Annotated in this window: 20 protein-coding genes; 7 read left to right on the top strand and 13 right to left on the bottom strand. The window is 71.6% G+C overall.

All coding sequences use genetic code 11. The annotated features are described in order from the left end of the window. Positions 1-24: 24 nt before the first annotated feature. Positions 25-807 (top strand): alpha/beta hydrolase, encoded by a 783-nt coding sequence (locus GI374_RS02460; protein ID WP_154335407.1) that lies wholly within the window; start codon positions 25-27, stop codon positions 805-807. Between the two features lie 147 nt (positions 808-954). Then, positions 955-1,848 carry a tRNA pseudouridine(55) synthase TruB gene (gene truB / locus GI374_RS02455; RefSeq protein WP_154335406.1) on the top strand — a complete coding sequence of 298 codons (894 nt, stop codon included), beginning with the start codon at positions 955-957 and terminating at the stop codon, positions 1,846-1,848. On the opposite strand, the gene GI374_RS02450 is transcribed toward truB, so the two are convergent. From GI374_RS02450 to GI374_RS02440, 3 genes are read right to left on the bottom strand one after another with little or no spacing between them, the layout of a single operon-like run. Continuing rightward, entirely contained in the window at positions 1,838-2,659 is an 822-nt protein-coding gene (locus GI374_RS02450) for a C40 family peptidase (protein ID WP_370515098.1), read from the bottom strand. The genes truB and GI374_RS02450 overlap by 11 nt on opposite strands. After that, positions 2,656-4,038 carry a M17 family metallopeptidase gene (locus tag GI374_RS02445; RefSeq protein WP_154335405.1) on the bottom strand — a complete coding sequence of 461 codons (1,383 nt, stop codon included), beginning with the start codon at positions 4,036-4,038 and terminating at the stop codon, positions 2,656-2,658. Before GI374_RS02445 ends, GI374_RS02450 begins: the two co-directional genes overlap by 4 nt. Positions 4,039-4,098: 60 nt before the next feature. Further along, positions 4,099-4,476: a hypothetical protein gene (locus GI374_RS02440; protein ID WP_154335404.1), complete on the bottom strand. Its 378-nt coding sequence runs from the start codon at positions 4,474-4,476 to the stop codon at positions 4,099-4,101. Between the two features lie 151 nt (positions 4,477-4,627). Between GI374_RS02440 and GI374_RS02435 the strand changes: the two genes are divergently transcribed. Beyond that, positions 4,628-5,272: a carbonic anhydrase gene (locus tag GI374_RS02435; protein ID WP_154335403.1), complete on the top strand. Its 645-nt coding sequence runs from the start codon at positions 4,628-4,630 to the stop codon at positions 5,270-5,272. A 39-nt stretch (positions 5,273-5,311) separates the two neighbouring features. On the opposite strand, the gene GI374_RS02430 is transcribed toward GI374_RS02435, so the two are convergent. Both GI374_RS02430 and GI374_RS02425 read right to left on the bottom strand, forming a co-directional pair. Beyond that, a complete protein-coding gene (locus GI374_RS02430) occupies positions 5,312-6,268 on the bottom strand; it encodes a calcium-binding protein (RefSeq protein ID WP_154335402.1) in 957 nt (318 codons plus the stop codon). 182 nt (positions 6,269-6,450) lie between these two features. After that, entirely contained in the window at positions 6,451-7,473 is a 1,023-nt protein-coding gene (locus tag GI374_RS02425; protein ID WP_154335401.1) for an aspartate-semialdehyde dehydrogenase, read from the bottom strand. A 114-nt stretch (positions 7,474-7,587) separates the two neighbouring features. Here GI374_RS02425 and GI374_RS02420 point away from each other — a divergent pair, with 114 nt between their 5' ends. Then, a complete protein-coding gene (locus GI374_RS02420; RefSeq protein ID WP_154335400.1) occupies positions 7,588-8,268 on the top strand; it encodes a DUF1045 domain-containing protein in 681 nt (226 codons plus the stop codon). Between the two features lie 19 nt (positions 8,269-8,287). On the opposite strand, the gene GI374_RS02415 is transcribed toward GI374_RS02420, so the two are convergent. Together GI374_RS02415 and GI374_RS02410 are read right to left on the bottom strand one after the other, a co-directional pair. After that, a complete protein-coding gene (locus GI374_RS02415; protein WP_154335399.1) occupies positions 8,288-9,040 on the bottom strand; it encodes a DUF2243 domain-containing protein in 753 nt (250 codons plus the stop codon). Between the two features lie 208 nt (positions 9,041-9,248). Further along, a complete protein-coding gene (locus tag GI374_RS02410) occupies positions 9,249-10,751 on the bottom strand; it encodes a 2-isopropylmalate synthase (protein WP_154335398.1) in 1,503 nt (500 codons plus the stop codon). A 177-nt stretch (positions 10,752-10,928) separates the two neighbouring features. On the opposite strand from GI374_RS02410, the gene GI374_RS02405 reads away from it, so the two are divergent. Next, positions 10,929-12,593: an NAD+ synthase gene (locus GI374_RS02405; protein ID WP_154335397.1), complete on the top strand. Its 1,665-nt coding sequence runs from the start codon at positions 10,929-10,931 to the stop codon at positions 12,591-12,593. A 271-nt stretch (positions 12,594-12,864) separates the two neighbouring features. Here the strand turns inward: GI374_RS02405 and GI374_RS02400 are convergent, their stop codons facing one another. After that, entirely contained in the window at positions 12,865-13,974 is a 1,110-nt protein-coding gene (locus tag GI374_RS02400) for a YcjF family protein (protein ID WP_370515097.1), read from the bottom strand. After that, the gene (locus GI374_RS02395; protein ID WP_154335396.1) at positions 13,971-15,350 is read right to left on the bottom strand and encodes a YcjX family protein; all 1,380 of its coding nucleotides are present in this window, start codon (positions 15,348-15,350) and stop codon (positions 13,971-13,973) included. Before GI374_RS02395 ends, GI374_RS02400 begins: the two co-directional genes overlap by 4 nt. Before the next feature lie 105 nt (positions 15,351-15,455). Here GI374_RS02395 and hrpB point away from each other — a divergent pair, with 105 nt between their 5' ends. After that, positions 15,456-17,861 carry an ATP-dependent helicase HrpB gene (gene hrpB, locus GI374_RS02390; protein WP_370515096.1) on the top strand — a complete coding sequence of 802 codons (2,406 nt, stop codon included), beginning with the start codon at positions 15,456-15,458 and terminating at the stop codon, positions 17,859-17,861. Between the two features lie 3 nt (positions 17,862-17,864). Here hrpB and GI374_RS02385 read toward each other — a convergent pair whose 3' ends face one another. Further along, complete coding sequence (locus tag GI374_RS02385) at positions 17,865-19,226, bottom strand: mechanosensitive ion channel family protein (protein WP_154335394.1); 1,362 nt, start codon at positions 19,224-19,226, stop codon at positions 17,865-17,867. Between the two features lie 110 nt (positions 19,227-19,336). On the opposite strand from GI374_RS02385, the gene GI374_RS02380 reads away from it, so the two are divergent. Continuing rightward, positions 19,337-20,467, top strand: a complete 1,131-nt coding sequence (locus GI374_RS02380) for an alkane 1-monooxygenase (RefSeq protein WP_154335393.1) — start codon at positions 19,337-19,339, stop codon at positions 20,465-20,467. 145 nt (positions 20,468-20,612) lie between these two features. On the opposite strand, the gene GI374_RS02375 is transcribed toward GI374_RS02380, so the two are convergent. The 3 genes from GI374_RS02375 to GI374_RS02365 all read right to left on the bottom strand — a co-directional run bounded on the left by GI374_RS02375 (position 20,613) and on the right by GI374_RS02365 (position 22,930). After that, positions 20,613-21,740 (bottom strand): site-specific DNA-methyltransferase, encoded by a 1,128-nt coding sequence (locus GI374_RS02375; RefSeq protein WP_154335392.1) that lies wholly within the window; start codon positions 21,738-21,740, stop codon positions 20,613-20,615. Between the two features lie 84 nt (positions 21,741-21,824). Beyond that, positions 21,825-22,454 (bottom strand): ribonuclease HII, encoded by a 630-nt coding sequence (locus GI374_RS02370; protein ID WP_370515095.1) that lies wholly within the window; start codon positions 22,452-22,454, stop codon positions 21,825-21,827. Then, the gene (locus GI374_RS02365) at positions 22,451-22,930 is read right to left on the bottom strand and encodes an ureidoglycolate lyase (protein ID WP_154335391.1); all 480 of its coding nucleotides are present in this window, start codon (positions 22,928-22,930) and stop codon (positions 22,451-22,453) included. Before GI374_RS02365 ends, GI374_RS02370 begins: the two co-directional genes overlap by 4 nt. Between the last annotated feature and the right edge of the window lie 33 nt (positions 22,931-22,963).

Genomic DNA, 22,963 nt, shown 5'->3' with positions numbered 1-22,963 from the left:
AGGCGTAGCAATGGAACGGGCCTGATGGAAGCGATCACCGACTGGGACGACGAATACCGCAACAGTGAGCATATCGCGGGCGGGGCCGAGTTCCCGGCGCGGTGGGAGCGCGACGCCGCCGCCTTCCGCCAGACCGCGACCGGGCGCGAGGGCATCTTCTGGCCCGAGGGCACGCCACGCGGCCTCGCGGTCTTCGTCCACGGCGGCTACTGGATGCGCTTCTCGCCCGCGCATTTCTCGCATCTCGCCGCCGGGCCGCTCGCCCGCGGCTGGGCGGTGGCGATGCCGGGCTACACGCTGGCCCCAGAGCAGCGGATCAGCGCGATCACGCGGCAGGTGGCCGAGGGGATCGCGGCCGCGGCCGCCAAGGTGGAAGGACCGGTGGTGCTGAGCGGGCACTCGGCGGGCGGGCATCTCGCCACGCGGATGCTCTGCGCGGACGAGCCGCTGCCCCAGGCGGTCGCGGCGCGCGTGGTGCGCTGCGTGCCGGTCTCGGGCGTGTTCGACCTGCGCCCGCTGCTCAGGCTGGAGCTGAACGCGGTGCTGCACCTCGACCTTGCCGAGGCGCGCGCGGAAAGCCCGGCGCTGCTGGAGGCGGCGCGGACCGACGTGCCGCTGACCGTCTGGGTCGGCGCCGACGAACGGCCCGAGTTCCTGCGCCAGTCGGCGCTGATGGCCAATGTCTGGCGCGGTCAAGGCCTTGCCATCCGTCATCGCGAGGAGCCGCAGCGGCACCATTTCGACGTGATCGAGGATCTGGCCGACGCGGACAGCGGGCTGACCGAGGCGCTCGTCGGCGGGCTCTGACCTGTGCGCGACCGAGAGGCCGGAGCTTGCTCCACGACACGAACTGGCTAGGCCTGACGGTCGCTGCGCGAGGCGACCGAGCCGGAGCGAGGCTTGACCGGGGGCAAGCGCGCCTCTAGCAGCCGGAGCTTCATTTCCGGGGGCGCCATGGCACGCAAGAAGGGACGCGACATCCACGGCTGGCTGATCGTGGACAAGCCGGCGGGCATGGGCTCGACCGAGGTCGTCTCGCGCCTGCGCCGGGTTCTCGACGCGAAGAAGGCCGGGCATGCGGGGACGCTTGACCCGGATGCGACGGGGCTGCTGGCGGTGGCCTTCGGCGAGGCGACCAAGACGGTGCCGTTCGTCGAGGAGGCGCTGAAGGCCTACGATTTCACGGTGGCCTGGGGGGCCGAGACCGGGACCGACGACGCCTCGGGCGAGGTGCTGGCGCGCTCCCACGCGCGGCCCGAACGCGGGGCGATCGAGGCGGCATTGGATCAGTTCCGCGGCGACATCATGCAAGTGCCGCCCGCGGTCTCCGCGGTGAAGGTGGGCGGCGCGCGGGCCTACGACCTCGCCCGCGCGGGCGAGGTGGTGGAACTGGCGGCGCGGCCGCTGCATGTGGCAGAACTGACGCTGCTGGAGGCCGAGGGCGACACCGCGCGGCTGCGGATGGTCTGCGGCAAGGGCGGCTACGTCAGGGCCATTGCCCGCGACCTTGGCCGCGAACTCGGCTGCCTCGGCCATGTCGCGGGCTTGCGGCGGGTGTGGAGCGGGCCGTTCACGCTCGACGCCGCGGTGACGCCGGAGATGTTGGAGCGTGGCGATGCCGCCGAGCTTGAGGCGCTGATCCAGCCGCTGGAGAGCGCGCTCGCGGGCCTGCCGCAGATGCGCGCGACCGAGGCCGGCGCGGTGCGCATCCGCAACGGCAATCCGGGCGAGGTGCTCGACCACACCGATTACGGCGCGCAGGTCTGGGCCAGCCGCGGCGGCCGCCCGCTCTGCGTCGGTCGCTACTTCGGCGGCACGGTGCAGCCCGAGCGGGTGTTCAACCTGTAAGGCGCCGCAGCCCGAGGAACGCCCCCTCGCCCGCCGCGCTGATCCGCGCCCGCACCTTGCGCAGCCCGTCGAAGGCCACCGCCATGTCGTGGCCGTTGGCGTGGATGATCCGGTCGGGGCCGGCCACCATGGCCACGTGACCGGACCAGAACACCAGGTCGCCCCGCTGCGGCGCGTCGTCCACCGGCTCCCCCAACTCGGCGAACTGCTGGTCGCTGTCGCCGGGACAGTCGATCCCGCAGGCATGCAGCGACACCTGGACGAGGCCCGAGCAGTCGATCCCCCAGCGGCTGTTGCCGCCCCAGAGATAGGGTGTGCCGATCAGCGATTCGGCCACGGCAACCGGGTCCGCCGCGGGGGTGTCGGACACATGCACCAGGGGCACGAAGCCGCCCCCCGCGAGGCGTAGGAACCGCCCCTCATTCCCGGTCCCGGCGAGGCGGGCGCCGAGCGGCAGCGACATGACCTCGCCGCGCTTGATGTCGGGCTCGAGATAGACATGCGTCGCGGGGGCGGAGACGCGATGGGTGACGGCGGGGCGGCTGTCGGTCAGGGACGCGTCGGCGACCCAGCCGCAATAGTCGTCCTCTGATTCGACGAAGGACCAGCCGTCCTCGGAGTCGATCACCGTCACCTCGACCCCGAACAGAAGCTGCCGGTCCCGCGCCCCGCCCGGCGCCCGGCAGAGGTCCGTCAGCGGCACCGCCACCCGCGCCGGACGCCCCTCGGTATAGGCCGGGCGGTCGATCATCCCGGCAAGCCGCGCGAGCGCGACCCGCGCCGTCGCCGGGGTCGTGCGGCGGTCCGTCACGCGCGCCCCATCAGCTTCGGCAGCGCCCCGAGGATCGCCCGCGCCCCCTGCCCCGCGCCGCCCTTGGGTCGCCCCGGCGCGGCGCTCGGCTGCCAGCCATAGATGTCGAAATGCGCGTAACGCCCCGCGCCGTCCGCGAAGCGGCGCAGGAACAGCGCGGCGGTGATCGCGCCCGCCATGCCGCCGGAGGGGGCGTTGTCGAGGTCGGCGATGGCGGGCTCGATCATCGCCTCGTAGGGATCCCAGAAGGGCAGGCGCCAGACCGGATCGGCCAGCCGCGCCCCGGCCTCGGAAAGCGCCGCCGCGGCGGCGTCGTCATCGCAGAAGAGCGGCGCGAGGTCGGGCCCGAGGGCCACCCGCGCCGCGCCCGTCAGGGTCGCCATTGAGATCAGCCAGTCGGGCCGCTCCTCGGCCGCGAGCGCGAGCGCATCCGCGAGGACCAGCCGCCCCTCGGCATCGGTGTTGTTGACCTCGACCGTCGCGCCCTTGCGGCTCTTCAGCACGTCGCCGGGGCGGAAGGCGGCGCCGCCGATCGCGTTCTCGACCGCCGGGATCAGCACCCGGAACCGCATCCCCGCGGTCTCGCCCAGGTCATGCAGCATCTGCGCCAGCCCCAGCACGGTCGCCGCGCCGCCCATGTCCTTCTTCATCAGCGCCATCGAGAAAGCGGGCTTGATGTCGAGGCCGCCGGTGTCGAAGCAGACGCCCTTGCCGACCAGCGTCAGCGCCGGCCCGTCGCCCGGAAAGCGCAGGTCGATCAGCCGCGGCGCGCGGGCGGCGGCGCGGCCGACGGCGTGGATCATCGGCAGGTTCGCGGCCAGCAGCGCCTCGCCGGTCGTGACCTCGACCCCGGCCCCGCAACGCTGCGCGAGGTCCCGGGCGGCGGCCTCCAGCTCGTCCGGCCCCATGTCGGAGGCCGGGGTGTTGATGAGGTCGCGCGTCAGCGCCTCGCCCGCGGCCATCGCCTCGATCCGCGCGCGCTCGGCGCCCTCCGGGCAGATGAGCGCCGGGCGCGCCTTGGCGGGCGCGGGCTTGTAGCGGCCAAAGCGGTAGAGGCCGAGGAGCCATCCGAGGCCCAGCATGTCCGGGTCGAAGCCGTCCGGGACCCCGGCGAGCCGCCATGTGCCCGGCGGCAGCGAGACGGCGCGCGCGAGGGGAAAGCGGTCGCGCGCAGACTTCGCCGGCTTGCCGAGGCCGAGCAGCGCGCCCGCGACCCCGCCCGAGGCGTCCGGCAAAAGGCATATCTGCCCCGCGCGCCCGGTGAAATCGCAGGCCGCGGCCCAGTCCGCCGCGCCCTCCGGCAGCGGCGCGTCCTGCGCCACCAGCCAGAGCGGGCGCGCGGCGGGATCGGGGTCCGTGAAGCGGAGCGGGTCAGCCATGTCACCTCCGGCGCGCGCAGTCAGGCGCGGAGCCTACAGCCCCGCGCCGCGCCCGCAAGCTCAGCCGCGCAGCGCCTCCCCCGGCTCGGTGGTCAGTGACCGGCCTGCGACCCGGTGCAGCCGCGCATGCACCGCGGGCAGCGCCGCCATGTCGCCCCGCTCGGCACAGAGCGCGAGGTCCACGGCCACCGCCGAAAGCGTCGTGAGCCCGATCTCCCACGCCACGCGCGAGATCGAATCGCCGCCGCGCACCACATCCGCGAGCCGCCCCTCAGCCATCGCCAGACTGAGCGCGGCGAGATCCGCCCGCATGGCGCCGACCGCGTCGCCGACCACGTCCCAGGCGCCGGTCGGCCCCAGTTCGAGGACCAGTTCGCCGACCACGTTGCCGTCCACCTGGACGGTGTCGTCCCATTCCAGCACCATCACCTTGCCCACGGCACCCCCACCCCCTCGTACGATTCCAGCCACCGGGGACGGAATACCCGATCCCGCGTCGAGGTTCCGCCGCCGAGTATGTCGCTTTCCCCTCGAATTGTCGGCACCGCGCGTCTATCACCGCCTCGCCAGTCGAGAGTGGAGAGAAACCATGCCCCTCACCCGTCCCCTGCCGCCCTACCTCGTGCAGCGCTACAAGGGCTGGCACGCGACCGGCTACCAGGACAACCGCAGCTGGTACCGCCGTCTCGCCGACGAGGGGCAGCGGCCGCGGGCCATGGTGATCTCGTGCTGCGACTCGCGGGTGCATGTGACGTCGATCTTCGGCGCGGATTCGGGCGAGTTCTTCATCCACCGCAACATCGCGAACCTGGTGCCGCCGTTCAAACCGGACTCCGACCATCACGGCACCTCGGCGACGGTGGAATACGCGGTGAACACGCTGCGCGTGGCGCAGCTGATCGTGATGGGCCACACGCGCTGCGGCGGTGTTGCTGGCTGCCACGCGATGTGCGCCGGCCACGCGCCGGAACTGGAGCTGGAGTCGAGCTTCGTCGGCCGCTGGATGGACATCCTGCGCCCCGGCTACGAGCGCGTGCGCGACCTGCCGCAGGAGCAACAGGTCCCCGCGCTCGAGCAGCAGGCGGTTGTGATCTCGCTGGAGAACCTGCTGACGTTCCCCTTCGTGCGCGAGGCGCTCGAGGCCGAGCAGATGACTCTGCACGGCCTTGTGCATGATATCGGCAGCGGGACGCTCTCGCAATATGACGGCGAGAGCGCGTTCCATCCGGTGTGACGACAGGGACCCGCGGCCGAGACCGCGGACCCTGGCCCGTCAGAGGATGAAGTCGGACGTGATGTAGGTGTTGGCCGTCACTCCGGCGCCGTCCTGGATGAAGATCGCCACGTCGGCACCGGCGACGTTGTCGGTGTAGCCGTAAACGATCGTGTTGCCCTGATACTCGTAGAGGAGGGCGGTCCCCGCCTCTCCGGTGGTCGCCCAGCGGAAGGCCTGATCGCCTGCAAGGTAGATATTGGCGTCGATCAGCGACAGGTCGATCACGTCGCCCCCGGCCTGACCCGCGCCGTCGATGGCCGCGCCGCCGCCGCCGGCGGTGATGTGATCCATTGCGGCAGTCGTGGAGTCGCCGTCGTCGAAGACGAAACGATCGGCCCCGAGGCCACCGGTCAGGATATCGCTGCCCGCATTGCCCATCAGGGTGTCGTTGCCATCCGCACCCCACAGGATGTCCCGCGCGTCGCCGCCAAACAGCTGGTCGGCACCATTGCCGCCGAACAGCCGGTCGGTTCCCGCGCCGCCCCAGAGCCGGTCATTTCCGTCCTGACCGTAGAGATAGTCGTCGCCCCCGGCCCCGGCGAGCGAGTCGTTCCCCGCCATCCCCGCGATCGCATCGCCATGGACGGTCCCGGTCACGCTGTCGTTGAAGTTCGAGGCGTAGCCGGGCGAGATCACGAGCGTGTAGGTGCCGGTCGCATTGTTGCCGTTCTCGGCAACGTTGACGAAGAGGTCGCCCGTGGTGCCGGCGGTGAACACGATCTGCGCGTCGCGGCCGGTGCCGTCGTCATCGTCGTAGTAGAGTTGCGTGCCGCCGGTCGTGGTGATCGACATGTGCGGATCGCCAAGCGTCCCCCCGCCCGAATCCGCACCGCGAGCCGTCACGCTGTAGGTCAGGCCCTGGATGAAGGCGGTCTGGAAGGTGTCGGTTTCGCCCAGCGGCGAGATGCTCTGTCCGACCTGGAATCCGGTGTTCAGTCTTCCATAGTAGCTCATCTGCCTCGTGCCTCCCTGGAAGCAACCATGCGGACGCGATTACCACGCCCACGGTGCGGGACTGCGTCACCTTTGGCGGCGCATGACGTGACCGGATCGCGAGGACCGGACCACGTGCAGAAAACGCCGCCCGAGCGGGGCGGCGTTCCTTCACCTTGCAGGGAGGTCGGCGTGAGGGCGCGTCAGCCCTTCTTCAGGCAGCGGCTGCCCAGCAGCTCGGCGATCTGGACCGCGTTCAGCGCCGCGCCCTTGCGCAGGTTGTCGCTGACGATCCACATGTTCAGCCCGTTCTCGACCGTCGGGTCCGTGCGGATGCGGCTGACGAAGGTCGCGAAGTCGCCCACGCATTCGACCGGGGTGACGTAGCCGCCCGGCTCGCGCTTGTCGACGACCATCAGGCCCGGCGCCTCGCGCAGGATGTCGCGAGCCTCGTCCTCGTCGAGGAACTCCTCGAACTCGATGTTCACGGCCTCGGAGTGGCCGACGAAGACCGGGACGCGCACGCAGGTCGCCGTCACCTTGATCGAGGGGTCGATGATCTTCTTCGTCTCGACCACCATCTTCCATTCCTCCTTGGTCTGGCCGTCTTCCATGAAGACGTCGATCTGGGGAATGACGTTGAAGGCGATCTGCTTCTGGAACTTCTTCGGCTCCTTCTCCTGACCCGGCACGTACATGCCCTTGGTCTGGTCCCAGAGCTCGTCCATCCCGTCCTTGCCCGCGCCCGAGACCGACTGGTAGGTCGAGACCACCACCCGTTTCACCCGCGCCCGGTCGTGCAGCGGCTTCAGTGCGATCACCATCTGCGCGGTCGAGCAGTTCGGGTTCGCGATGATGTTCTTCTTGGCATAGCCGTCGATCGCCTCGGCATTCACCTCGGGCACGATCAGCGGGATCTCGGGGTCGTAGCGATAGAGGCTGGAGTTGTCGATCACCACGCAGCCGGCCTTGGCGGCCAGCGGCGCGTATTTCTTCGTCGCCTCCGAGCCGATGGCGAACAGCGCCATGTCCCAGCCGGTGAAGTCGAAGCCTTCCAGGTCCTTGGTCTTCAGGGTCTTGTCGCCGAAGCTGACCTCGGTCCCCAGCGAGCGGCGCGAGGCGAGCACCGCGATCTCGTCCACGGGGAACTGGCGCTCCGCCAGAATGTTCAGCATTTCGCGGCCCACATTGCCCGTGGCGCCGGCGACGACGACTCTGTAGCCCATCGGCGTGATCCTTTCGAAGATCGGCCCCCGGGAGCGGCCGGGGAACGGGAGCCCTTAGCCGCAATGGCGGTGGCGAGGCAAGGGTGCGGCAGGGCGCCGCAGGGGGAAGGGGCGATGACTTTCCGGCGGTTCGCGGTCTATCACATGGCGGAAGGCGACCTGGGCCGCTTCGGGGCAGAATGGCTCGGCTGGGACGCGGCGGAGGGACGTGGGGTCGAACAGCCGCGAGTCGAGGGCGTGGACATCGAGGCGGTCACGCGGACGCCGCGGCGCTACGGGTTCCATGCGACGATGGCGGCGCCGTTCCGTCCGGCGGTGGGGATCGGTGCGGATGAGTTGCGCGCGACGCTCGCGGCGTTCTGCCGGGGCGAGGCGCCGGCCGCGCTTACGGGTGGTCTCCATCTCGCGCGGCTGCACGGGTTTTTGGCGCTGATTCCGGCCGGGTCGAGCGATGCGTTGAGCGCGCTCGAGTCGCGGCTGGTGGAGGCGATGGACCGCTTCCGCGCCCCGCTGACGAGGGACGAGATCGCCAGCCGCCGCCCGGATCGGCTGACGGAGCGGCAGCGCGAGAACCTCCGTCGCTGGGGCTACCCCTATGTAAAGGACGAGTTTCGGTTCCACATGACGCTCTCGGGCGACCTCGATGCCGCCACGCTCGACCGGCTGGAAGCGGCGCTGCGTGACCGCCTCCCGCCGATCCCCAACCCCTATCCGCTCACGACCCTGAGCCTGATGGGCGAGGACGAGGACGGCTGCTTCCACCGCCTCGCGCATCTGCCGCTCGGCGGCGGCTGAGGCGCCGGCCCACCGCCGCTCACGCGCGGCTGAAGGTGAAGCAGCCGGCCGGCACGCCCGAGCCGCCGACCATCATGGCGCCGCTGCGGTAGAGGCTCCATCGCCGGTCAGGGGCGATGTCGACGAGGACCACGGCCATCTTCGGGTCCGCCCAGACCAGCCGCGCCTCGGCCGCGTCGAGGATCGCGGCGACCTGATCCGGGCTGACCAAGGGGCGGAACACGATCGCGGTCAGCGGCATGTCGGGGGACATCCGCTGCGCCCATGCGCCCGCGCCCAGCGTGACCAGCGCCAGGACTGCGAGGACGCCGCGCGACGGCGTGCCGCCCATGCCGCCCCGGCCGCGCAGCCACAGGCCGAGCAGCAGCGGCAGGATGCCGAAGGCGACCAGCCAGACCAGATCCCACAGAAGCGGATTGGGGCTGTCGAGCTTGACCCGGTGGATGCCGAGGAGCCAGTGGGACAGCAGCGTGTCCACGATGTGCCAGGCGCCGAAGCCGATCAGCAGCGCGCCGGCGAGGACCCCGCCCTGCACCACCGGGTCGCGCCGATAGGCGCGCCACAGCGCAACCAGCCCCCAGACCGCGACCACATACATCGCAGCGTGGAACACGCCGTCCCAGACGATCTGCGCGCGCAGGTCGCCGATGCCGGGCACGAGGCTCAGCAGGTGATGCCATTGCAGGATCTGATGCAGCAGGATGCCGTCGAAGAACCCGCCGAGCGCGAAGCCGAGGATGCCTCCCGCCCACATCCAGCGCCGCGCGATCATCGGCTCCTCCGTCCGGCCAGCCGGGCGGAACGTGGCGGGCCGGCGCGTTGTTCCCGCCCTGTGGTCCGATGATCGTGAACGCAGGGCCGAAGACAGCCGCGCCGGCGCAGGCCCGCGGGGTTCCGGCGCGCTTGCGCAAGTCAGTCGTGGCTGTCGTCGAACGTCCGGCGCAGGCCCCGCTGGTCCGGCACGCGGGCGACGACGAGATTCACGGCTCCTCCGTGCCGGCCGGGTCCGGCCTCAGGACCTGCAGCACCTCGCCCAGCGCCGCCTCGGCCCCGGCGACCGGGTCCGCGGTGTCCGGGCGCAGTTCCTCGCCGCCGCCGCCGGCCTCGGTCTCGAAACGGTTGTCCGCCCATGTTCCCGCCGCCACCTGCCCGGTGGCGTAGCGCATCTCGCCCGCGCCCTCGCGGCGGCCCTCGACAAACTGGCCGGTATAGACATCGCCATTGGCATAGGTCGCCACGCCCTGCCCGTGGATCTGGCCCGCCTCCCAGCCGCCCTCATAGGTGAAGCCCGCCGGAGTCGTCAGCCGCCCCTGCCCCTCACGCTCGCCGTTGACAAAGCTCCCGGTATAGACCGTGCCGTCGGGATAGGTGGCCTGCCCCTCGCCGTGGCGCTGCCCCTTCGACCAGGCACCGGTGTAGACATAGCCCGAGGGCAGCGTCATGCGCCCCTGTCCCTCGTTCTGACCGCCGACGAAGCCGCCCTCGTAGACCATGCCGTCGGCGTAAGCCGCAACGCCCTGCCCTTCGATCACGCCCGCCTTCCAGTCGCCCTCATAGGTCGAGCCGTCGGGATAGGTGATCTTGCCCTTGCCATCCGGCAGGTCCGCCTTCAGCGTCCCCTCATAGACCGAGCCGTCGGGGTAGGTGATCCGCCCCTCACCCTCCATCCGGCCTTCGACCCAGGCGCCGGTGTAGATGAAGCCGTCGGCATCGCGGAAGGTGCCCTGCCCGTCGCGCCGGTCGTTGAAGAAATTGCCGGTGTAGCTGTCGCCATTGGCATAGGTGATGACCCCCTCGCCCTGCCGCTTGCCGGCGACCATCGGCCCCTCGTAGACGTCGCCGTTCGGCTGCACGAGGCGGCCCGGCCCGCTCATCTCGCCATGGGCCCAGATGCCGTCATAGATCAGCCCGTCCGGCATGGTCAGGCGGCCGCGCCCGGCGCGCTCGCCCTTCGCCATCGCGCCCTCGTAGACCGAGCCGTCGGCATAGGTGATTCGCCCCTGCCCCTGCTTGACGCCCTGCAGCCAGTCGCCCTCGTAGACATAGCCGCCCGGCATCTCGAGCCGGCCCTTGCCGTCATGCCGGGCGTCGGCGAAGCCGCCCGTATAGACCGAGCCATCGGCATAATGGGCAATGCCCTCGCCGGTGATCTGCCCCTCGTTCCAGTCGCCCTCGTAGGAGGAGCCGTCGGCATAGGTGATCTTGCCCTTGCCATGCGGCTTGCCGGCGCGGAAGGCGCCCTCGTAGACCGAGCCGTTGGGATAGGTCGCCCGGCCCTGCCCCATGATCGCGCCATCGACCCAGTCGCCCTCATAGACATAGCCCGAGGGAAGCCGGTAGGTGCCGCGGCCGTGCTGGAGGCCGTTTCGGAAGGTGCCCTCGTAGACGCCGCCGTCGTCGTATTGCTTGGTGACCACCGGGTCGGCCGCCGCCATTCCGCCGGTCAAGCCCGCCAGCACCGCCGCCAAGATCGTTGCCCGCATGGGTGTCCCCCTCGTCGCCGGGCGCCACGCTTAGCGCCAAACCGCCGCCCGCGCAAAGCGTGGCCCCGCAAATCTTCGTACGAAGATTTGCAACCGATCCTTCATACGAAGGATCGGCGTCCTTTCCCCCGCGGCCGCGCGCGCCTATCACGGACGGGCCACCGCCGAGGGCCCGCAATGACCGACCGCTTCCGCCTGACGATCGCCCAAGCGAACCCCACCGTGGGCGACCTGCCCGGCAACGCCGCGAAGGCCCGCGCCGCCTGGGAGGCCGGGCGCGAGGCGGGCGCGCAGCTGGTCGCGCTGCCGGAGATGTTCATCACCGGCTATCAGACCCAGGACCTGGTGCTGAAGCCCGCCTTCACCGCGCAGGCGATGGCCGCCGTCGAGGCCCTCGCCCGCGACTGCGCCGACGGCCCGGCACTCGCCATCGGCGGGCCGTGGCGCGAGGGCGAGCTTCTCCACAACGCCTACCTCATTCTCGAGGGCGGGCGCATCACCGCGAAGGTGTTCAAGCACGAGCTGCCGCACAAGCAGCTCTTCGACGAGCTGCGCCTCTTCGACCCCGGCCCGATCGCCGGGCCCTACATGGTGGCGGGCGTCCGCATCGGCTCGCCGATCTGCGAGGACGCCTGGTGGCCGACGGTGGCCGAGACGCTGGCCGAAACCGGCGCCGAGATCCTGCTGGTCCCGAACGGCTCGCCCTACCACCGCGACAAGCTCGACCTGCGCATGGGCCACATGGTCTCGCGCACGGTCGAGAGCGGGCTGCCGCTGGTCTACCTCAACTCGGTCGGCGGTCAGGACGATCAGATCTATGACGGCGCCAGCTTCGTGCTGAACCCCGAGCCGGTGGAGAAGCTGGTGCAGCTGCCGCCATTCGAGGAGCGGATCGCGCATCTCGACTTCACCCGCACCGGGACCGGCTGGCGCTGCGAGCAGGGCGAGATGGCGCCGCAACCTGATGCCTGGGAGCAGGATTACCGCGCCATGGTCCTGGGCCTGGGCGACTACATGCGGAAGTCGGGCTTTTCCAGGGCGCTGCTGGGCCTTTCGGGCGGTGTGGACAGCGCGATCGTGGCGGCAATTGCAGTCGATGCGCTCGGGCCGGAGAATGTCCGGGGCGTGATGCTGCCGACCGAATACACCTCGGCCGCGAGCCTGGCGGACGCCGAGGAGGTCGCGCGGCGCCTCGGCATCCGCCTCGACACGGTACCGATCGAGGCCCCGCGCCATGCGGTAGCGGAGGCGCTCGGGCCGCTGTTGGCGGGGACCGCACCCGATATCACCGAGGAGAACATCCAGTCGCGCCTGCGCGGGCTGCTGCTGATGGCGATCAGCAACAAGTTCGGCGAACTCCTGCTCTCCACCGGCAACAAGTCCGAGGTCGCGGTCGGCTATGCCACGATCTACGGCGACATGGCCGGCGGCTACAATCCGCTGAAGGACCTCTACAAGACCCGCGTGTTCGAGACCTGCCGCTGGCGGAACGCCAACCACCGTCCCTGGATGGCCGGGCCGCCGGGCGAGGTGATCCCGCCCCGCGTGATCGACAAGCCGCCCTCGGCCGAGCTGCGCCCCGATCAGAAGGACGAGGACTCGCTGCCGCCCTACGAGGTCCTCGATGCGATCCTCGAAGGGCTGGTGGAGCGCGACCTCGGCCTCGCCGATCTCGTGGCCCAAGGCTTCGACGCGGGCACCGTACAGCGCGTCGAACGCCTCCTCTACGCCAGCGAATGGAAACGCTACCAGGCCGCCCCCGGCCCCCGCCTCTCCCCCCGCGCCTTCTGGCTCGACCGGCGCTACCCGCTGGTCAACCGCTGGCGCGACAGCCTCGGCTGATCCGCCTCCTGCGCGCCTTGCTGGGGGGCGCTGCCCCCGGCGCGATGCGCCTCCCCCGGGATATTTTCCTCAGAAGCAGGATCGGAACGCCTCGCCCCGATCAAGGGACGAGGCGCCCTGCTTCTGACGGTCATCGGCGTCCCCGCCTGTACCGTGCGCCCAATCTGGCAGGCAGAGATTGAGGAACGGTAAACCCTGCCTGCTTCTGCAAAAAAAATATCCCGGGGGAGACGCCCGAACGGGCGGCGGGGGCAGCGCCCCCCGGAACGGATCAGCCCTCGCGCCCGAACAGCCCCTGCAAGCCACGGCTCAGCAGGTTCGCCACCCGCGGCCTCGGCTGGTGGATGAAGGGCAGCGGGCGGCAGACCTCCATCGCGGCGATGCCGACGCGGGCGGTCAGAGCGCCGTTGACCACCCCCTCGCCGAAGCGGCGCGAGAGTTTCGCCAGGGCGCCGCCCCCGGCGACGGTGTGGATCAGGTCGTCGCCCGCGGCCACGGCGCCGGTCGCTACCAGATGCGTCATCACCGTGCGCGCCAGCCGCCAGCCGCCGACCGCCCCGGCGCGGCCGCCGTAGATCTCGGCCATGCGGCGGATCATGCGGAGGTTGGCGAAGAGCGCGGCAGCGACGTCGGCGAAGGCGATGGGAACGATGGCGGTGGCGGCGGCGACGATGCGGGCGGCGGCCTCGATCTCGCGCCGGGCCTGCTGGTCGAGGCCGGCCATGAGTTCCGCCTCGGCGGTCGCCAGCAGCGAAGCGGCGTCGTAGCTGTCGGCGCGCGCCTCGCGCAGGCGCTGCCGCCCGCGGGCCAGTTCATCGCGCCCGGCATAGAGGTGGTCGAGGGCGTCGGCCGCATGCCGCGCAAGCGCGAGGTCGCGGCCGGTAAGGGCCGCTCTCGCGTCGCGATGGATGGCGTCGAGCCGCCGCAGCCGCCGGTAGGCCGCGTATTCGCGCAGGGCGAGGATCAGCGTGGCGAGGGTGAAGAGCGCGAACAGGCCGACCCCGATCCAGCCCAGCAGAGGGTGGCGGGTCAGCAGGTCGTCGATGAAGCCGAGCGCCGCGACGGACAGGATGAAGGTCAGCAGCGCGCCGCCGGCATTCACGAACAGCTTCACGGCGGCGGGGGGCTCGCGTCCGGCGAGGCGGGTGACGAGGTCCATCGCGCGGGGCGATGGGCCGGGGGGCAGGCCGTCGTCGATGGGAGGCGCGTCGGCGGGGGATGGGGCGGGGCCGGAGGCCATTTCCACGCGCGGCGCGTCCGGCTCGTCCCGCAGCGGCGGGGACGGGCCCTCGGGCGCCGGGCCGCGCGGCGGGATCGGCGGGCGCGCGGGGCCGCCAAGCTCCACCAGCACCGGGCCGCGGCGTTTGCCCTCGTCGCTCACAGCCGGTCCCCGATCAAGAACTCCGCCGCCCGGTCGAGCCGGATATGCGGCGGGCCGTCGCCGGGCTTCAGCGTCGAGGGCGCCGGGGCGAAGTTCATCACCGCGTAGTCGGCGTCGAGCCAGCGGCTCTCGCCGTCGCGCGCCGGGGTCAGCAGCTCGCCCGGATCGGCGGGCAGCTCGCCCGGATAGAAGGCCGCCTGCCGCCCGTCCATCAGCGTGCCGCGCACGGCGGGCAGCACATCGCCGTTCTGGCGGATCACGTCCTCGGTGGTGGTCCTCAGCGCCGCGATCGCCATCGCTTCGGTCCGCGCGCCGGAGAAATCGGCGCGGTCGCGGGCCTCGCGCAGCATTGCGCCGACGATGGCCGCGAGGCGCGGGTGCTGGGTGTGGTGCAGGTGGTCGGCCTTGGTCGCGGCGAAGAGGATGCGCTCCACCCGCCGCCCGCCGAGAAGCTGCGCCAGCCACCCCGCCCGGCCGGGTCGAAAGGCCGAGAGGATGTCGGCCATCGCCCGCCGCGTGTCCTCGAGCGCCTGCGGCCCGGCATGGATCGCGCCCAACACGTCCACCAGCACCACCTGCCGGTCGATGCGGGCGAAGTGGTCGCGGAAGAAGGGGCGCACGACGCGGGCCTTGTAGGCGTCGAAGCGGCGCTCGAACTCGCGCCACAGCTTCGCGCCGCGAAGCTCCGGCGCGAGCGGCGCGAAGGTCAGCGCGGGGGACCCGGCGAGCTCGCCGGGAAGCAGGAACCGCCCGGGCGTCGCGTCGGAAAAGCCGGCGTCGCGGGCGGCCTCGAGATGCGCGGTATAGGCGGCGGTCAGGCGCTGCGCCTCGACCTCGTCGAAGCGGGCGTCGCGGTCGACGGCGTTCAGCGCCGTGCGGAACGCCTCGGCCCCCGGTCGCCGGTCCATGCGCTCCAGCACCTCGGCGGACCAGGTGGAAAAGTCGCGCTCCATCAGCCGCAGGTCGAGCAGCCACTCGCCGGGATAGTCCACGATGTCGAGATGCACCGTGCGCACCCCGCGCATCCCCGAGAACAGCCCCTTCGGCTGCACCCGCAGCGACAGGCGCAGCTCGCTGACGGCGCGGGTGCCCTCGGGCCAGTGCGGCTCGGGGCCGGTGAGCGCGGCGAGGTGGCGCTCGAAGTCGAAGCGGGGGATGGTGTCGTCGGGCTGCGGTTGCAGCCAGGCGGCGCGGATCGAGCCGTCGGCGGCGGCCCGCAGCGCGGGCATCCGGCCGCGGTCCATGAGGTTCGCGACCAGCGAGGTGATGAACACCGTCTTGCCCGCGCGGCTGAGGCCCGTCACGCCGAGGCGCATCACCGGGTCCGACAACCCGAGGCCCTGCATCATGTCGGCGGCGAGATCGCCCAGACCCATATGGACCCCTGCATTGGACGGCCCGCGCAGGATAGGCGGGCCCGCGGGGGATGTGTAGGGCTCGCCGCTGGACCGCCGCCCGCGCCCTGTCGCATAAGCGTCACCGTGACCGAGCCGCTGCCCATCGATCCAGTTCTCCCCGAACTGCGCGCGGCGCTTCAGCGCGCGGGCCGGGCGGTCCTCGTCGCCCCGCCGGGCGCGGGCAAGACCACGCGCGTCCCGCTCGCGCTGATGCCCGACATTCGCGGCCGCATCGTCATGCTGGAGCCCCGCCGCCTCGCCGCCCGCGCCGCCGCGCAGCGGCTGGCGGAGGCCCTCGGCGAGGCGCCCGGCGGCGCGGTCGGCTTCCGCATCCGCGGCGAGGCGGTGCCCGGCGCCCGGATCGAGGTCGTGACCGAGGGCATCCTCACGCGGATGCTGCAATCCGACCCCTCGCTGCCGGGCATCGGCGCGGTGATCTTCGACGAGTTCCACGAGCGCAGCCTCAACGCCGACCTCGGCCTTGCGCTCGCCTGGGAGGCGCGGGGGGCGTTGCGGCCGGACCTTGGGGTCGTTGTCATGTCGGCGACGCTGGACGCCGCGCCGGTCGCGGCTCTGCTGGACGATGCGCCGGTGATCCGGGCCGAGGGGCGGGCGTTTCCGGTGGAGACGCGGTGGCTCGAGCGGCCCTTGCCGGGCGGGGTTCGGCTGGAGGCGGAGGCGGCGCGGCTGATCGCGCGGGCGTTCGATGAGACCGCCGAGGGCACGATCCTCGCCTTCCTGCCGGGCGAGGGCGAGATCCGGCGCGTCCTCGGCCTCCTTGCGGACCTTCCGGCCGAGGTGCTGCCGCTCTACGGCGCCCTCCCCTACGCCGCCCAACGCGCCGCCCTTGCGTCGCCCGCGCCGGACGCGCCGCGGCGGATCGTGCTGGCGACCAGCATCGCGGAAACATCCCTCACCATTCCCGGCGTCACGGTGGTCGTGGACGCGGGCCGCGCCCGCCGTGCCCGCTTCGATCCGGCCTCCGGCATGTCGCGCCTCGTGACCGAGCGCGCGAGCCGGGCCGAGGCCGAGCAGCGCCGCGGCCGTGCAGGGCGCGTGGCGCCGGGGGTGTGCTACCGCCTCTGGGCCAAGGCCGAGGAAGGCGCGATGCCGGGTTTCGCGCCGCCCGAGATCGAGACCGCCGACCTCGCACCGCTGGCCCTCGAACTCGCCGCCTGGGGCAGCCAGGCGGGCGAGGGGCTGGCGTTTCTCACGCCGCCGCCCGCGGGGACGCTTGCCGAGGCGCGGATGCTGCTGGCCCAGCTTGGCGCGCTCGACGCCGAGGGGCGGATCACCGGGCATGGGCAGGCGCTCGCGAAGCTGCCCCTGCACCCGCGGCTGGGGCACATGCTGGCGCGCGCCGGGTGCGGGGCGGCGGAGATCGCGGCGCTGCTCTCCGACCGGGACCCGCTGCGCGGCGGGGGCGCCGACCTGGCCCCGCGCCTCGCCGCCATCCGCGGCGGGCGCGTGGCCGCCGAGGCCGACGCCGCCGCCCTCGCCCGCATCCGCGCCGAGGCCCGTCGCCTCGCCCGCCTTGCGCCCGCGACCGCGCCGCATCCGGGCCTCTCGCCGGGCGGCATGGCCTCGCTCGCCTATCCCGACCGGATCGGCCTGCGCCGTCCCGGCGAGGCGCCGCGCTTCCTGCTCTCCGGTGGCCGCGGCGCGGTGCTGGACGCGGCCGACCCGCTCCGCGACGCGCCCCTGATCGTCGCCCTCGATCTCGACGGCGCCGGGCGCGAGCCGCGCATCCGCCTCGCCGCGGCGCTGCCGGAGGCCGAACTCCGCGCCCTCCACGGCGGCCGCATCACCCGCGAGGACAGCGTCGTCTGGTCCGCACGCGAGAACCGCGTCCTCGCCCGGCGGCAGGAGCGGCTCGGCGCGCTCGCCCTCTCGGACGCGCCGCTGCCCGATCCCGACCCCGAGGCGATCGCCGCCGCCGCGCTCGATGGCCTGCGCGCCCTCGGCCTGCCCTGGACCCCCGCCGCCGCGCGCCTCCGCGCCCGCATCGCGCTGACCGGCGAGGACACGTCCGACGCCGCGCTGCTCGCCGATCCCGGCTGGTTGCTGCCGTTCCTCCACCACCGCCGCACCGCCGCCGACCTGCGCGGGCTCGACCTGAGCGAGCCGCTCCTCGCCCGCCTCGGCTGGGACGGGAGGCAAGCCCTCGACCGGATCGCACCCTCGCATTTCCAGACGCCCCTCGGCCGCCGCATCCCGATCGACTACGCGGCAGAAACACCCTCGATCGAGGTCAAGCTGCCCGAACTCTACGGCGTCAGCGCCCACCCGACCGTGGGCGGCCAGCCGCTGCGGATCGCGCTCCTCTCCCCTGCCGGGCGGCCGGTGCAGGTCACGACCGACCTGCCGGGCTTCTGGGACGGCTCCTGGCCCGAGGTCCGCAAGGAGATGCGCGGCCGCTACCCGCGCCACCCCTGGCCCGAGGACCCGCGCGCGGCCCAGCCGACCACCCGCGCCAAGCCGCGCGCGTGAGGCTCAGGTCATCGCCGTCGAGGGCTTCGCGTCCGCGTCGGGGTCGTTGATCTCCGGCGGCGGGTCGGGCGGGTCGGTCACGATGCGGATTTCCCGCTGCGGCAGCGGAATGGTGATGCCCTTCTTCTTGAAGGCGTCCCAGAGGGCCAGATAGACCTCGCCCCGCACGTTGGTCAGCCCGCTCTCGGGGTCCGAGATCCAGAACCGCAGGACGTAGCGCACCGAGAAATCGCTGAACTCCGTCACCCAGCAGACCGGCGTGCGATGCGCCAGCACGCGCTTGACCGTCATCGACGCGTTGACCGCGGTCTTGCTGACCTCGTGCGGGTCGTCCGCGTAGGAGCAGCGGAATTCCAGGTCGAGCCGCACGAAGTCGTTGGTATGCGACCAGTTGACCACCTGGCCGGTGACGAGGTCCTCGTTCGGGATCAGGTATTCCTTGCCGTCGCGCGTGACCACCGAGACGTAGCGCGCGCCGAGCGCGTCGATCCAGCCGAAGGTCTCGCCCAGCGAGATCACGTCGCCGGGCTTGATCGACTCGTCGAGCAGGATGATGACGCCCGAGATCAGGTTCGACACCACCTTCTGCAGCCCGAAGCCGATCCCGAGCCCGATGGCGCCGGAAAACACCGTGAGCCCGGTCAGGTCGAGGCCGAGCGCGCGCAGCCCCGTCACCACGGCGACGACCAGCAGCACGATCTGCAGCAGCTTCGCCAGCAGCACCCGCATGGTCGGCGTCAGGTCGGCATTGCGCGCCATGCTGCCCGCGATCAGCCGCGAGAGGATCCGCCCGACGACGATCAGTAGCGCCGTCAGTGCGACCGCCTTCAGCACCCCCAGCACCGACAGCCTGTAGTCGCCGATGGCGAGCGCGATGCTGTCGAGGACCCGCCCCACCGAGGTCGTCAGATCGAAGAAATGCAGCGTGACCCAGATCCAGAGGCCCCACCAGACCCAGCGGCGGAAGGTGCGGTTGGCGATGATCCGCACCGCGAACTCGATCGCCACCCAGGCGGCCGAGAGCGCGGCGGCAAGCGCGATCAGCTGGCTGCGCGAGGGCCAGGTCAGCTCGCGCATGACCAGCACCACGGCCCAGCTGAGAGCCGCGAACAGGATCACCCGCAGCTTGCGCTGCACGAGGATGCCGAACCGCAGCCGCCACTTGGGCCAGTTCTGCCGCTGCCTCAGCCAGAGGTTCAGCCGCGGCGCGAGCCAGTTCCGCGCCAGATGCGCAATCGCCATCAAGCCGAGGATCGCCGCCAGCTGCCAGAGCCGGTAGGGCAGCGTCATGATCCGCAGGAAGCTGTAGAGCTGCGTCCAGACGCCCCGCGCCGCCTCCACCAGTTCCGGGGTCAGGTTGTCCATGGCGCGGCGGCGTTCCCCTGCTGCTTGGCCCCGATCACAACATTGCCGGACGCCGCCGGCAAGCGCTGCGGGGCTTTCCCGGCCCGGCGCGGCCGCGTATAGGCCCGGCCATGATCGGACCCCGCCTGCGCGACGCCCTTCCGTTCTGGCTCTCCCTCGGGATGGTGCCGCTGGTCGTCCTCGCGGCGACCCAAGGCGCGGGGTGGTTCCTGCTGCTGCCGGCCTATGCGTGGTATCTGGTCACGGGCCTCGACGCAGTCCTGGGCCTCAACGAGGCGAACCCCGACACCGAGACGCCGCTCGAGCAGCTCTTCTGGTATCGCGCGATCACCTGGGCCTGGTTCCCGATCCAGTTCGTGCTGATCTTCGGCACGCTCTGGTACGTGACCCACACCGGCCACCTGTCGGGCTGGGAGAAGATCGGCCTCTTCTTCGGCATCGGCGTCGCCTCCGGCACCATCGGCATCGTCTATGCCCACGAGCTGCTCCACCAGCGGGTCGGGTTCGAGCGGTGGCTGGGCGACCTGCTGCTGGCGAGCGTGCTCTATTCCCACTTCCGCACCGAGCATCTGCTGGTCCATCACTCCTGGGTGGCGACGCCCCGCGACGCGGTCTCGGCCCGCTACAACGAGGGCTTCCACCGCTTCTTCCTGCGCGTCCTGCGCGACTGCCCGCGCAGCGCGTGGCGCGCGGAACGCAACCTGCTCGCCCGCGCGAAGCGCACAGTCTGGGACCGCCGCAATCCCTTCTGGCGCTACGCTGCGCTGCAACTCGGGATGCTGGCCCTCGCCGCCCTGATCGGCGGCTGGGAGGGGGCGCTGCTGTTAGTCTGGCAGGCCTTCGTCGCCGTCTGGCAACTTGAGCTGACGAACTACGTCGAGCATTACGGGCTCGTTCGAAAATACCTCGGGAATGGCCGCTACGAGCATGTGATGCCTCGTCATTCCTGGAACTCGGCCCATACCGCGACGAACTGGCTGCTCATCAACCTGCAGCGCCATTCGGACCACCACTACAAGCCCGACCGCCGCTTCCCGCTGCTGCAAACCTACGCCGAGGACGAGGCCCCGCAGCTGCCGCACGGCTACCCGCTGATGACCTTCGTGGCCCTGATCCCGCCTCTCTGGCGGCGCCGGATGAACCCCCGCGTGCGGGCGTGGCGGCGGCAGTTCTATCCCGAGATCGAGGACTGGGGCCCCTACACGCGGGGCGAGACGCCGATGCCGCGCTCGGCGCTGTGAGGCGGACGGGTCAAGAGCCTCGCACGTGCCAGGCCGTTGCGCTCAAGAAAATAGCCCCGCCACGGCGCATCGGCCGAGGCGGGGCCAAGTTGGCCCCGAACCGCGGGTAATCCACGCGGTCGGGACTCCGGCGAACGGGAAAGGGTCAGGAGGGCCTTGTCTCGGCCTCCATCTCGGCCCGGATCTGCTGGCGCAGGAGGTCGATCGGGATCAGCGCGCCCTCGCGGCGGAAGTGCCAGAAGGTCCAGCCATTGCAGGACGGCGCCCCCTCGAGCGCGGCGCCGACCTGGTGGATCGAGCCCCTCACGTCGCGCCCGATCAGCGTGCCGTCGGCGCGCACCCGCGCGCTGTGGCGGCCGTTGAGCGAATGCAGCTCCTCGCCCGGCCGCAGCATGCCCCGCTCGACCACCTGGCCGAAGGGCACCCGCGGCTCGGCGCGCTTGGGCGTGGTGACGGCCAGCGCCGCGTCCTCGACCCGGCGCACCTTCGCCAACCGCGCCTCGGCCACGGCGATGTAGCCGGCCTCGCGCTCGATCCCGATCCAGTGGCGGCCCAGCATCTTCGCCATCGCGCCGGTCGTGCCGGTGCCGAAGAACGGGTCCAGCACCACGTCGCCCGGCTCGGTCGTGCCGACCAGGACCCGGTGCAGCAGCGCCTCGGGCTTCTGGGTCGGATGGGCCTTGGCGCCATCGGCGCCCTTCAGCCGCTCGCCCCCGGTGCAGATCGGGAAGGTCCAGTCCGAGCGCATCTGCACGCCGTCATTCAGCGCCTTCAGCGCCTCGTAGTTGAAGCGGTAGCGCGCGCCCTCCGAGCGGCTGGCCCAGATCAGCGTCTCATGCGCGTTGGTCAGCCGCTTGCCGCGGAAGTTCGGCATCGGGTTCGACTTGCGCCAGATGACATCGTTGAGGATCCAGAAGCCGAGGTCCTGCAGCGCGCTGCCCACGCGGAAGATGTTGTGGTAGCTGCCAATCACCCACAGCGCGCCGTCCGGTTTCAACACCCGCCGCGCCTCGGCCAGCCAGGCGCGGGTGAAGGCGTCGTAGGCGGCGAAGCTGCCGAACTGGTCCCAGGCGTCGTCCACGGCGGCGACGCGGCTGTTGTCGGGCCGGTGCAGCGTGCCCTTGAGCTGCAGGTTGTAGGGCGGATCGGCGAAGACCAGATCGACCGAGGCGTCTGGCAGGCCCGCCATCACCTCGATGCAATCGCCCGCAAGGATGCGGTCCAGCGGCAGGGCGCGCGCCGTGGCGCGGCCCGGTGTCTCGGTCGTTCGCATCTGTCTGCCCCATGCCGGCCTGTGCCGGTCTCTTGTGGACAGAATCTGGCCGAACCGAATCGCCGCGTCAAAAGCTTTATTGAATCAACCGGTTGCTGTTTCTTCTTGGCACAAGATGTTGTGCACCGGCCTGAAGCCGCGGCGATGGTGTGTGGTCGGCCCGTGGCGTTCAAGCGCGGCGCGGTGCTCGGCGGTGCCGTAACCCGCGTTCCGCTCCCACCCATAGGCAGGATGCTGTTGCGCCAAATCCACCATGATGCGATCGCGCAACACCTTGGCGATGATCGAGGCCGCCGCGATCGAAAGGCATAGCGCATCGCCCGAGACCACCGCTCGCCCCTCGCAGCCGAGATCGGCCGGGATGCGGTTGCCATCGATCAGCGCCACGCAGGGGCGGCGCGTCAGGCCCGCGACGGCGCGGCGCATGGCCAGGTGGCTGGCCCAGTAGATGTTCAGCGCGTCGATCTCCTCGACGCTGGCATGGGCGACCGAGACCTCCGCCACCGCCATGATCCGCGCCGCCAGCTTCTCGCGCGCGGGGGCGGTCAGCTTCTTGCTGTCGTCGATCCCCCGCGGAATCCCGCGCGCGGGCAGGATCACCGCCGCCGCCGTCACCGGCCCGGCGAGCGGCCCACGCCCGACCTCGTCCACGCCCGCGACCAGCAGCGCGCCTTCGGCCAGTGCCGCGCGCTCGAACTTCAGCGACGGCCTCACGCGACGATCTCCACCGGCTGGATCTCCACCTCCTCGAGGTTCGCCCCCGGCCCCTCCCGGTCCACGACGAGGAAATCCGCCGCCCCGCCGAGCGGCGTCAGCACCCCGTGCCAGACTCCGGCGCGCAGGTTCAGCCCCACCCTGGAGGGCACCAGAAACGCCCGCACGGCGCCCGGCCGCCCGCCCGCATCCTCGGCCACGACCGAGAGCCACGGCGCAGCCCCGAGCGGCATGAACGCCTGGCTCCCCAGCGGATGCCGCTCGACCAGCCGGCAGATATAAGGCAGTTCCACCCCTTCGCTGCGGAAGATTGAGATGACCGCCTCGCCTCCCTCGACCGTCACCCGCCCGAGCGCATGATGCCGCTCGCAACGCCCGGCATTGATGATCCGCGTCGGCTCCGCCCGCGGCGCGATCACCTCGCCGAACGGCGCGAACGCCTCGGCCGTCAGCGCCCGCGCGTGTATCTGCTGCATTCTTCTGTCCTCAAATATCCCGCGGGGGTTCGG

The sequence above is a fragment of the Paracoccus sp. S-4012 genome (assembly GCF_009674885.1).
Lineage (GTDB): Bacteria > Pseudomonadota > Alphaproteobacteria > Rhodobacterales > Rhodobacteraceae > Paracoccus.
Note: the sequence above shows the minus strand (reverse complement) of the source record. Positions and strands in the feature narration are given on the sequence as shown.